Source organism: Pseudonocardia sp. KRD291 (genome assembly GCF_019263595.1).
GTDB lineage: Bacteria > Actinomycetota > Actinomycetes > Mycobacteriales > Pseudonocardiaceae > Pseudonocardia.
In genome coordinates this window covers 1-10,532 of record NZ_JADQDD010000225.1, presented here as the reverse complement: position 1 = coordinate 10,532, position 10,532 = coordinate 1, and the positions used below count along the sequence as shown (strand labels likewise).

The following is a 10,532-nucleotide window of genomic DNA, read 5'->3' as shown; positions in this document are numbered from 1 at the left end:
ACACCGGCCGAACCCGACCGGGCACCCGAGGACGGGTCCGGCGCCGACCCGCGTCCCGGCGGGGACGGCGAGGGACGCGGGGTCACCCTCGGCGCCGCGGCCCGTATCCGGCCCTCCACCGCGCGCCGGTTCGAGGTCCCCGGCCTGGGAGCGGGTGCCCCCGGACGACGGTCGCGGGCGCGCACCGAGACCGGCCGCGTCGTGCGCCCCTCCGACGGCGCCGCCACCCGCGCCGCCGACCTGCACGTCCCGGCCACCGTGCTGGCCGCGGCACCGCACCAGCGCGACCGCGGGCGCAGCGGCTCCGGCCTGCTGATCCGGCGCGACGACCTGCGCCGCGCCGAGCGCGAGGGCCGCGAGGGCAACCTCGTGCTGTTCGTCGTCGACGCGTCCGGGTCGATGGCGGCGCGGCGGCGGATGACCGCCGTCTCCGGCGCCGTTCTGGGCCTGTTGCGCGACGCCTACCAGCGCCGGGACAAGGTCGGGCTGGTGACGTTCCGGGCCCGCTCGGCCGAGCTGGCGCTGCCGCCGACGTCCAGCGTGCCGACCGCGCAGGCCCGCCTCGCCCGGCTGCGCACCGGCGGGCGGACCCCGCTCGCCGAGGGACTGCTCAAGGCCCGGTCGGTCCTGGCCGCGGAGCGCCTGCGCGACCCGCGGCGGCGCCCGCTGCTGGTGTTGCTGACCGACGGCCGGGCCACCGTCGCCGCCCGCCCCGGTGGTGACCCGGTGGCCGACGCCCGCCGCGCGGCGGCCCTGCTGGGTGCCGACGGGACGCACACCGTCGTCGTCGACTGCGAGTCCGGACACGTGCGGCTCGGGCTCGCCGGTGGGCTCGCCGCGGCGGCCGGTGGCACGGTCGTCACGCTGGACGAGCTGTCCGCGGACGGGGTCGGCGACGTCGTCCGGGCGGCCCGCGCCGGTGGCGCCGCCGGCCCTGGTGGGCCTGGTGGCCCTGGTGGCACAGGTAGCTCTGGCGGCGCAGGGCGCGCCGCGTGAGCAGGCCCTACACCGTCGTCGACCGCGAGGAGGAGCGATCATGCCGCAGGGACAGGTGACGTCGGTTCCCGCCGACGGGCTGACCACCCGCCAGCGCCGCAACCGCCCGTTGCTGGTGGTGCACACCGGGGTGATGAAGGGCAAGTCGACGGCCGCGTTCGGGCTCGCGCTGCGCGGCTGGAACCAGGGGTGGTCGATCGGAGTCTTCCAGTTCGTGAAGTCGGCGAAGTGGAAGGTCGGCGAGGAGGAGGCGTTCCGCGCGCTCGGCCGGGTGCACGAACAGACCGGCGAGGGCGGGCCGGTCGAGTGGCACAAGATGGGCGCGGGCTGGAGCTGGTCGCGCAAGTCCGGCACCGAGGACGACCACGCCGCGGCCGCCGCCGAGGGCTGGGCCGAGATCCGGCGCCGGATCGAGAACCAGACCCACCAGGTCTACGTGCTCGACGAGTTCACCTACCCGATCAAGTGGGGCTGGGTCGACGTGCACGAGGTCATCGAGGTGCTCGCCGCCCGCGAAGGGCGCCAGCACGTGATCGTCACCGGCCGCGACGCCGCCCCGGAGCTGATCGAGGCCGCGGACCTGGTGATGGAGACGTCCAAGGTCAAGCACCCGATGGACGCCGGGCAGAAGGGGCAGCGGGGGATCGAGTGGTAGCCGACGCACTTCCTCCCGCGGAGTCGGCGTGAACACAGCTACCCCGCGCGCGGTGGTGCTCGCGGCGCCGTCGTCGGGGAGCGGGAAGACCACCGTCTCGACGGGGCTGATGGCGGCGCTCGCGCGGCGCGGGACCCGGGTGGCGCCGTTCAAGGTCGGGCCCGACTACATCGACCCCGGCTACCACACCCTGGCGGCCGGGCTGCCCGGGCGGAACCTGGACCCGGTGCTGGTCGGGACCGACCGGATCGGCCCGCTGGCCCGGCACGGCTCCGCCGGGGCCGAGGTCGCGGTCGTCGAGGGCGTGATGGGGCTGTTCGACGGCCGGGTCGCCGACGGCGCGGGGTCGACGGCGCAGGTCGCGGCGCTGCTCGGGGCGCCGGTCGTGCTGGTGGTCGACGTGCGCGGGCAGTCCCGCAGCCTGGCCGCGCTGCTGCACGGGTTCCGGTCGTTCGACCCGGGCGTCGACGTGGCCGGGGTGATCCTGAACCGGGTCGGCAGCCCGCGGCACGTCGAGGTGCTGACCGCGGCCGCCGACGAGGCCGGCCTGCCGGTGCTGGGCGCGGTGCCGCGCCGGGCCGAGCTGGTCGTGCCGTCGCGGCACCTGGGGCTGGTCACCGCCGCCGAGCACGGTGCGGCCGCGCGGGCGGCGGTGGACGCGATGGCCGAGCTGGTGGCGGAGCACGTCGACCTGGACGCGGTGGTGGCCACGGCGCGTCCGCTTCCGGAGGGACCGGTCTGGGACCCGGCGGCCGAGGTGGGCGCTGCGCAGGCACCGGCGACCGGCCGCCGTCCGGTGATCGCGGTCGCCGGGGGGCCGGCGTTCGGGTTCGGCTACGCCGAGCACGCCGAGCTGCTGCGCGCCGCCGGGGCCGACGTCGAGCTGGTCGACCCGCTGCGCGACGCGTCGCTGCCCGAGGGGACGTCGGGGCTGGTGCTGCCCGGCGGGTTCCCTGAGGAGCACGTCGCCGCGCTCGGGGCGAACGCGGCGCTGCGGGCGGAGGTCGCGGCGCTGGCCGCGGCCGGGGCGCCGGTGCACGCCGAGTGCGGCGGGCTGCTCTACCTGTGCCGCGAGCTCGACGGCGTCGCCATGTGCGGGGTGCTGCCCGCGACCGGGGCGATGACCGAGCGCCTGACGCTGGGCTACCGGGACGCGGTCGCGCTGACCGGCTCCGCGGTGTTCGCCGAGGGGAGCCGGGTGTCCGGGCACGAGTTCCACCGCTGCGCCGTGACACCCCGCGGCGGTAGCGGGGACACCCGCCCGGCGTGGGCCTGGCGCGCGGGCGAGCCGGAGGGCTTCGTGCGCGACGGCGTGCACGCCTCGTTCCTGCACACCCACCCGGCCGGCAACCCGGACGCGGTCGCCCGCCTCGTCGCCGCCGCCCGGTGAGATGACAGGGCCGGTGAGATGACAGGGCCGGTGACGGGACCGGCGACCGGGCTCGTGGTCGGGATCGGCGCCCGCCGCGGGGTCGGGGCCGACGCGGTGCGCGCGGCACTGGCCCGGGTCGCGCGCGAGCACGGACTGGACCTCGGCGACGCCGTCGTCGCGACCGTCGAGTCGAAGCTCGGGGAGCCGGGGCTGCTGCGTGCGATCGCCCCGTCCGTCCCGGTCGGCGTGCCCGCCGCGGTGCTGGCCCGCGTCGAGGTGCCGCACCCGGACGACCGTGCCGCGCGGGCCGTGGGCACCGCCAGCGTCGCCGAGGCGGCGGCACTGCACACGGCCCACCGGCTGGCCGGGGACACGGGCGCCGGGCCGGACGTCACGCTCGTCGTGCCGAAGACCGCCATCGACGGCGTGACCGTCGCCGTGGCCCGCTACCACCGGCCCTGACCAGGCGCGAGGCCCGTACCGCGGGGTCGGCCCAGGTGTGTCGAGTGCCTCGTGGCTCGGTCGGGGCATGCATCGGTCGTTATGCTCTCCCTTCCGCCGACGTGTGGGAACCCGGTGCGAGTCCGGGGCGGTCCCGCCACTGTCACCGGGCACGCCCGGGAGCCAGACCCCACCCGCGGAGTAGGCACCACTGCAGTAGGCACCACTGCCGGGCGTGGACACCCGGGGAAGGAGCGCCGTGAGCCGCGCGCACGAGCAGTACCTGGTCGGTCTCGACCTGGCCGGACGGCGGGTCGTCGTCGTCGGGGGCGGGCAGGTCGCCCAGCGCCGGGTCGCGAAGCTGATCGCCTCCGGCGCGGTCGTCGAGGTCGTCTCGCCCGAGGTCACCCCGGCCGTGGAGGGCATGGCCGCGGCCCGGGAGATCACCTGGACCCCGCGGCGCTACGCCGACGGTGACCTCACCGGCGCCTGGTACGCGATCGCCTGCACCGACGACCCGGACGTCAACGTCGCGGTCAGCTCCGAGGCCGACCGGCACCGCGTGTTCTGCGTGCGCGCCGACGACGGCCCGGCCGGCACCGCCGTCACGCCCGCGACCGGCGAGTTCGACGGGCTCACCGTCGGGGTACTGGCCCGGGGTGCGCACCGGCGCTCGGCCTCGGTGCGCACCGCGCTGGTCGAGGCGCTGCAGGCCGGTGTAGTCGACGACTCCGCGGAGGACCCGCCGCCCGGCGTCGCACTCGTCGGGGGCGGGCCCGGCGACCCGGAGCTGATCACCGTGCGCGGGCGGCGGCTGCTCTCCCGCGCCCAGGTCGTGGTGGCCGACCGGCTCGGCCCGCGCGACCTGATCGACGAGCTGCCCCCGGACGTCGAGGTGATCGACGCGTCGAAGATCCCCTACGGCCGGGCGATGGCCCAGCAGCGGATCAACGAGCTGCTCGTGGAGCACGCGCTGGCCGGACGGTTCGTGGTGCGGCTCAAGGGCGGCGACCCGTTCGTCTACGGGCGAGGGTTCGAGGAGGTGCAGGCGTGCGCCGAGGCCGGGGTGCCGGTGACGGTCGTGCCCGGCATCACCAGCGCGTTCGCCGCCCCGGCACTGGCCGGGGTACCCGTGACCCACCGCGGGGTGGCGCACGAGATCGTCGTGGTGTCCGGGCACGTCGCCCCGGACGACCCGCGCAGCCTCACCGACTGGGAGGCGCTGGGCCGGATGAGCGGCACCGTCGTGTTGATGATGGCGGTGGAGCGGATCGGGGTGTTCGCCGATGTCCTGGTCGCGAACGGCCGCCCCGCCGACACGCCGGTCGTGATCGTCCAGGACGGGACGACGCGGATCCAGCGCACCGTGCGCGCCACCCTGGCGACGGCGGGCCGGGTCGCGAAGGAGGAAGAGGTCAGCCCACCGGCGATCGTGGTGATCGGGCCTGTGGCGGGGCTGACAGCCGGGACCTGACCGCCGGGACCTGACCGCCGGGTCCTGACCGCCCGGCGGATTTGCCGCACTCGTTGCGTAGTGCAATTATGCGACTATGCAACAATCTGATCCGGAGGACGCGCTCGTCGACGCCGTGATGACGGCGAGTCGCGCCCTGCTCGCCGTCGCCGCGCGGTCCCTCGCGGCCGTCGACGAGGACGTGACGCTGCCCCAGTACCGCACGCTGGTCGTCCTCGCGCAGTACGGCGCCCGCCGTCCCGCGGACCTGGCCGCGTCCCTGGCCGTGACCCCGTCGACGGCGACCCGGATGTGCGACCGCCTGGTCGCGAAGGGGCTGATCGACCGGGAGCGTGCCGACGACGACCGGCGCGCCGTCGCGGTCGCGCTCACCCGGGACGGTGAGGACCTGGTGCGCAACGTCACCGGTCACCGTCGCGAGGAGCTCGGCAGGCTCCTCGGCGCGATGCCGCAGGACCGGCGCCAGGCCGTCGTCGAGGGTCTACGGTCGTTCTCCGAGGCCGCGGGCGAGGTCGCCGAGACGGAGTGGGCCGTCGCCCCGACCCGGCTGTGAGCGCGCCCACCGAGTCCCGCCCGGCAGGCGGGGCGTCGCGGTCCGGTGCCGCGGTGCACCGGTGGCTGGTGGGCACCCGCCCGGGCCTGGTCGGTCTCGCGCTGATCATCGGTGTCGGGGCGGGGCTCGGCGCCGTGGTGTTCCGGTTCCTGATCTTCGGCATCACGGAGCTGGTCACCGGGCGCACCGACTTCTCCGACGCCGGCCGGGTCGCCAGCACCCACCTGCCCGCGCTGGGGCCGTGGTTCCTGCTGCTCGCCCCGGTCGTCGGAGGGCTCGTCTACGGGCCGCTGGTGCACCGCTTCGCGCCGGAGGCCCGCGGACACGGCGTCCCCGAGGTGATGGTCGCGGTCGCCCGCCGGGGCGGCCGGATCCCGGCGAAGGTGGCCGGGGTCAAGGCGCTGGCCTCGGCACTGTGCATCGGCACCGGCGGCTCGGTCGGGCGCGAGGGACCGATCGTGCAGATCGGGTCCGCGCTCGGCTCGTCGATCGGGCAGTGGTTGCGGGTGCCTTCGAGCCGTCTGGTGCTGATGGTCGCCTGCGGCGCCGCGGGCGGGATCTCGGCCACGTTCAACGCACCGATCGCCGGCGTCGTGTTCGGCCTGGAGATCATCCTGCGCGCGTTCGGCGCGGAGGCCTTCGGCGTGCTGGTGATCTCCTCGGTGACCGCGAACGTCATCGCCCGCACGATCGTCGGCGACGACACGATCCTGCGGCTGCCGCACTACGCGCTGGGCTCGACGGCGGAGCTGCCGCTCTACGCCCTGCTCGGCCTGCTCGCCGGGCTGCTCGGGTGGACGTTCGCCCGGGTGCTCTACCGGGTCGAGGACGTCTGCGACGCGGTCTGGCGCGGCCCGGAGTGGCTGCGGCCCGCGGTCGGCGGGGTCCTGCTCGGCGCGTTGCTGCTCGCCCTGCCGCAGATGTACGGGGTCGGGTACCCGGTGTTGCAGAACGGCATCGCCGGGCAGTACGCGCTCGGCTTCCTGGTACTGCTGATGCTCGGCAAGATGGTCGCCACCAGCCTGACGATCGGGATCGGCGGCTCCGGAGGGGTGTTCGCGCCGTCGCTGTTCGTCGGCGGGATGGCCGGGACGGTGTTCGGGATCGGCGCCGACGCGCTGTTCCCGTCGCTGCACCTCTCGCCCGGCGCGTTCGGGCTGGTCGGGATGGCGGCGGTGTTCGCCGGGGCCGCGCACGCGCCGATCACCGCGGTACTGATCGTGTTCGAGCTGACCGGCGACTACGCGATCATCCTGCCGCTGATGGCCGCGGTCGTGCTGGCCACCGGGGTCAGCCATCTCGTGTCCCGCGACACCATCTACACGCTCAAGCTGCTGCGGCGCGGGATCGACATCGACGCCGACACCTCGACCGACGAGGAGCTGCGCCAGGTCACCGTGGGCGAGCTGATGCGGCCCGCCGACCCCGCGGCGGACGCCGGGCCGGAGGCTCCCGACCTGCCGTCGCTGCGACCGGACACCCCGGTGCACGACGTCCTCGACGAGTTGTCCCGGCACCGCGGCGGCGCCCTGCCGGTGCTCGACGGCCCCGGCGGTCCGCTGCTCGGGCGCCTCGCCGAGCACGACGTCCTGCACCACCTGCGGCACCGCGCGCGGTGAGGTGGCCGGGTCCGGGCCGGGCGGGCGACGGGCCGCTCGCGGCGGTGTGACGGTGCTCCGGTTGACCGGCGGGCCCGGTCGTGATGATGTCGTCGGCGACGACGGTGCAGGAAGCCGGTGCGAATCCGGCGCGGTCCCGCCACTGTCATCGGGGAGCACGTCCCCACCCGAGGCCCCTCACCGGGGCCGCGGGCGCAGGTCACTGCCGGCACCACCGGCGGGAAGACCGGGGTCGTGCCGATCCGGGAAGCCAGGAGACTGGCCGTCGTCGCCGGTATCCGTGAGCACGACGCCCGCGGAGCCGCGCATCCCCACGGCAGAGGGCGCGGACCCTCGAGGAGGCCACGATGACCGGCGACGGTCCTGCAACACCCCACCTGCCGGGCGGGGGCCCGGCTGCCCGGCCACGGGCGGGCACGCTCGTCGTGCTCGGTACCGGGCCCGGAGCACCGCCTGCCCGGCAGGAACCCGGGGACCTCGACCCGACGACGGCGGCGGACCTGCTGGCCGGCGCGGACGCGGTGTTCACCGGTCCCGGCACCGGTGGCGCCGATCCCGAGTCGGCGGTGCTGTTCTACGCCGAGGCGTGGCGGGTGGAGCCGCTGGCGCCCCGCGACGCCGCACGCCGCCTGGACGTCTTCTTCGCCGGACGTCCCGGCGCGACCGGTGTGCTGGTGACAGCCGGCGACCCGGCGCGTGACGTCGCGGTGCAGGCCGCGGTCGAGGGGCTGTGCCGGATGCGTCCGGAGCTCCTCGTGCACCGCCCGGCCGGTGTCCGCGTGGTGCCGCCGGTACGGAGCCCGCTGGCGTACTGAGGCCGTACCGGGGTCAGTGCTGCGCGGGTGTCTCCGACTGCCCGTCCGGAACCCCGGGTTCCTGCCCGGCAGACCGGGGCCGCCAGCTCAGCAACGGCTCGGCGCGGGTGAGCGCCGGGTCCGCCGCGTCCATCGTCCTGGCCGGTCCCGGCCCCGACACCCGGGTCTCGAACCGCACGGTGACCCGCCCGTGCCCGCTGCCCTGCACCCAGCCGTGCCCGCGCTCGGCGTGCTGCACGTCGTCCCCGGCCCGCCAGGGACGCTCGGGGTCGGGCGCCTCCTCGGACCCGGGCCGGGTGGGCCCGGCACCGAGCAGCACCGCCCCGTCCTCGGTCGTCACGGCGTGGACCTCGGGACCGTCCGCGCCGAACTCGTCCGCATCAGCCCCTTGCGGGCCGGCCGGGGCCGCCTCGTCGCCACCGGCCGGCGGGGCCGCCTCGTCGGCACCGCCCAGCGGCGCCGCCGTCCAGCCCTGCGCGGACGGGACCGCGTCGAACAGGGCCAGCGGCAGCGCGTCGCTGAACCCCGAGACCGACACTCCGAGCAGACGCACCCCGCCCTCGCCGACGGCGGTGTCGGCCAGCCGCCGCGCCATCGCGGACAGGGTCGAGAGCTCGCGGCTGGCGAACGCGGTCGTCTCCGAGCGGGTGGTGGTCGTGAAGTCCGCGGTGCGTGCCTTGACCGTCACGGTGCGGGCCGCGCGGCCGTCGGCGAGCAACCGGCGGTGCACCGCCGCCGTGATCTTCTCCACGGCCGTGTGCACCGCGGTCATCGCCGTGAGGTCGGTGTCGAACGTGGTCTCCGCGCTGATCTGCTTGGCCGCGCCGCGCGGGGCGACCGGGCGGTCGTCGACGCCGCGCGCGAGGCGGTGCAGCTCGGAGCCCATCGCGGAGCCGAGCAGGCCGACGACCTCGCGGGCGTCGGTCGCGGCGAGCTTGCCGATGGTGTCGATCCCGACCTTGCGCAGCGCCTCGCCGGACACCGGCCCGATGCCCCACAGCGACCGGACCGGCAGCGGGCCCAGCACGGCGTCCTGCTCCGCGGCCGGGATCACCCGCGACCCGTCCGGCTTGGCCAGCTCGGAGGCGATCTTGGCCAGCTGCTTGCCGGAGCCCGCCCCGACCGACGCCGGCAGCCCGGTGCGTTCCCGGACGGCGCGGCGCAGCTCGGTCGCGAACGCGGCGACGGTCGCGGCGTCGGCACCGGCGAGCTCCGGTGGCTCCAGGAACGCCTCGTCGACCGAGACCGGCTCGAACACCGGGCTGGCCGCACGCAGGACGTCCATCACCTCGTGCGAGAGCGCCTGGTAGAGCGCGAACCGCGGGGGCAGGACGGTGGCGTGCGGGCAGCGCCGCCGCGCCTGGCCCATCGGCATCGCCGAGCGCGCCCCGAACACCCGGGCCTGGTAGCTCGCACCGGCGACCACGCCGCGCGGACCCAGGCCACCGACCAGGACGGGCCGGTCGGCCAGTGTCGGGCGGGTCAGCTGCTCGACCGAGGCGAAGAACGCGTCCATGTCCAGGTGCAGGACCCAGCGCGCTCCGTCCGCCACGGCCCCATTGTCGCCCCGGACACCCACAGTTCCGCGCGGGCACCCGGGCGGTTCGTGGCTCAGCCGGCGAGGACCGCGTCCCCGTCCACCGTCGTGACGGTCGGTGCCCCGGCGCCGAACCCGGCCAGCGCGGCCGGGTGGTCGGGTTCCGGGCTGCTCAGGTCGGCCAGCCACATCGGCCCGCGCTGCTCCCCGTCCTCGGCCTGCGCCCGCGGGGGATCCCATGCGCGTACCCGCGGCGGCTCGCCCGGGCCGCTCAGCGTGATCGCGTCCATCGGACTGGACAGCCCGTCGCCGGTGGCCTTGAGCAGGGCCTCCTTGCGGGTCCAGGTGATCAGGAAGGTGTGCGCGTCCAGCCCGCCGTCCGCGCGCTCGGCGGGGGACAGGACGTGCTCGGCGAGCCCGTCCAGCGAGGTGAGCGTGCGGCGCTGCTCGACGTCGATGCCGACCGGCCCCGGCCCCAGCGCGACGCCGACGAGGTTCCCGGAGTGGGTGAGGGAGAACCCGGGCGACTCCGGCCGCTCGGCCAGGCGCGGCTTGCCGTGCTGCTGCCCGCACCGGCACGTCCGGTCGAGCCGGACCGCACCCGGGTCGACGCCGAGGTGCTCGCCCAGCACGATCCGAGTCAGCGCGTGCGCGGCGAGGTAGCGGGCCCGGTCCGCCGCCTGGCGCAGTGCCGCCATCCGTTCGCGCTCGTGCGCGTCGAGCAGTGCGGCCAGGCGCGGGTGCACCGACGGATCGAGGGGGCGGGCCCACCAGACGGTGACCGCGCCCGCGGGCCGGTCCGAACCGGAGATCGACACCCGGTCAGCCTGGCACGGCGCACCGGACGGGCGCAGTCCTGCGGGGTGAGATGACGGCCATGTCCCCGCGCCGCGGGCGCAGCGACACCACCGTCATCTCACCCCGTGTGCCCGGGTCCGGGCCTCACCCGCTCTTGCGGGCGGCGAAGTCCGGGCGGGTGTGCGCGGGCCTGGCCTGCGCCTGCGGCCCGGACGTACGGGGCGCGGACGGCCCACCGGCACGGGCCGAGATGTCCCGCCCGCGGGCCGCGG

The 10,532-nt window shown here is 76.4% G+C and carries 10 protein-coding genes and 2 riboswitches; of the genes, 8 read left to right on the top strand and 2 right to left on the bottom strand.

The genetic code is table 11. The features are described 5' to 3' along the window. From I4I78_RS24420 to I4I78_RS24385, 8 genes are all read left to right on the top strand, one after another. A partial coding sequence (locus tag I4I78_RS24420) for a VWA domain-containing protein (protein WP_218613822.1) occupies positions 1-996 on the top strand: 996 nt, incomplete at its 5' end. 40 nt (positions 997-1,036) lie between these two features. Further along, complete coding sequence (gene cobO / locus I4I78_RS24415; protein WP_218613821.1) at positions 1,037-1,651, top strand: cob(I)yrinic acid a,c-diamide adenosyltransferase; 615 nt, start codon at positions 1,037-1,039, stop codon at positions 1,649-1,651. Positions 1,652-1,679: 28 nt separating this feature from the next. Next, entirely contained in the window at positions 1,680-3,041 is a 1,362-nt protein-coding gene (locus tag I4I78_RS24410; protein ID WP_308252326.1) for a cobyrinate a,c-diamide synthase, read from the top strand. A gap of 30 nt (positions 3,042-3,071) precedes the next feature. Continuing rightward, the gene (locus I4I78_RS24405; protein WP_218613820.1) at positions 3,072-3,485 is read left to right on the top strand and encodes a cobalamin biosynthesis protein; all 414 of its coding nucleotides are present in this window, start codon (positions 3,072-3,074) and stop codon (positions 3,483-3,485) included. A 105-nt stretch (positions 3,486-3,590) separates the two neighbouring features. Further along, positions 3,591-3,654: riboswitch (cobalamin riboswitch) on the top strand. A gap of 69 nt (positions 3,655-3,723) precedes the next feature. Beyond that, on the top strand, positions 3,724-4,938 hold the full coding sequence (gene cobA / locus I4I78_RS24400) for a uroporphyrinogen-III C-methyltransferase (RefSeq protein WP_218613819.1): 1,215 nt from the start codon (positions 3,724-3,726) through the stop codon (positions 4,936-4,938). Between the two features lie 76 nt (positions 4,939-5,014). Beyond that, positions 5,015-5,491 carry a MarR family winged helix-turn-helix transcriptional regulator gene (locus I4I78_RS24395; RefSeq protein ID WP_218613818.1) on the top strand — a complete coding sequence of 159 codons (477 nt, stop codon included), beginning with the start codon at positions 5,015-5,017 and terminating at the stop codon, positions 5,489-5,491. Then, a complete protein-coding gene (locus I4I78_RS24390; RefSeq protein WP_218613817.1) occupies positions 5,488-7,110 on the top strand; it encodes a chloride channel protein in 1,623 nt (540 codons plus the stop codon). Before I4I78_RS24395 ends, I4I78_RS24390 begins: the two co-directional genes overlap by 4 nt. Before the next feature lie 76 nt (positions 7,111-7,186). After that, positions 7,187-7,392, top strand: a riboswitch (cobalamin riboswitch). Between the two features lie 65 nt (positions 7,393-7,457). Continuing rightward, positions 7,458-7,925, top strand: coding sequence for a hypothetical protein (locus tag I4I78_RS24385; protein ID WP_218613816.1), 468 nt, complete (start codon positions 7,458-7,460; stop codon positions 7,923-7,925). A 13-nt stretch (positions 7,926-7,938) separates the two neighbouring features. Here I4I78_RS24385 and I4I78_RS24380 read toward each other — a convergent pair whose 3' ends face one another. Together I4I78_RS24380 and I4I78_RS24375 are read right to left on the bottom strand one after the other, a co-directional pair. Continuing rightward, positions 7,939-9,477, bottom strand: coding sequence for a DNA polymerase IV (locus I4I78_RS24380; RefSeq protein ID WP_308252325.1), 1,539 nt, complete (start codon positions 9,475-9,477; stop codon positions 7,939-7,941). Between the two features lie 59 nt (positions 9,478-9,536). Continuing rightward, positions 9,537-10,280, bottom strand: a complete 744-nt coding sequence (locus I4I78_RS24375) for a 4'-phosphopantetheinyl transferase superfamily protein (RefSeq protein WP_308252324.1) — start codon at positions 10,278-10,280, stop codon at positions 9,537-9,539. Between the last annotated feature and the right edge of the window lie 252 nt (positions 10,281-10,532).

What these genes read in the sequence shown, in the direction of transcription:
- cobO (WP_218613821.1), top strand. Translation starts at nt 1,037, where the DNA reads ATGCCGCAGGGACAGGTGACGTCGGTTCCCGCCGACGGGCTGACCACC.
- I4I78_RS24395 (WP_218613818.1), top strand. Translation starts at nt 5,015, where the DNA reads ATGCAACAATCTGATCCGGAGGACGCGCTCGTCGACGCCGTGATGACG.
- I4I78_RS24385 (WP_218613816.1), top strand. Translation starts at nt 7,458, where the DNA reads ATGACCGGCGACGGTCCTGCAACACCCCACCTGCCGGGCGGGGGCCCG.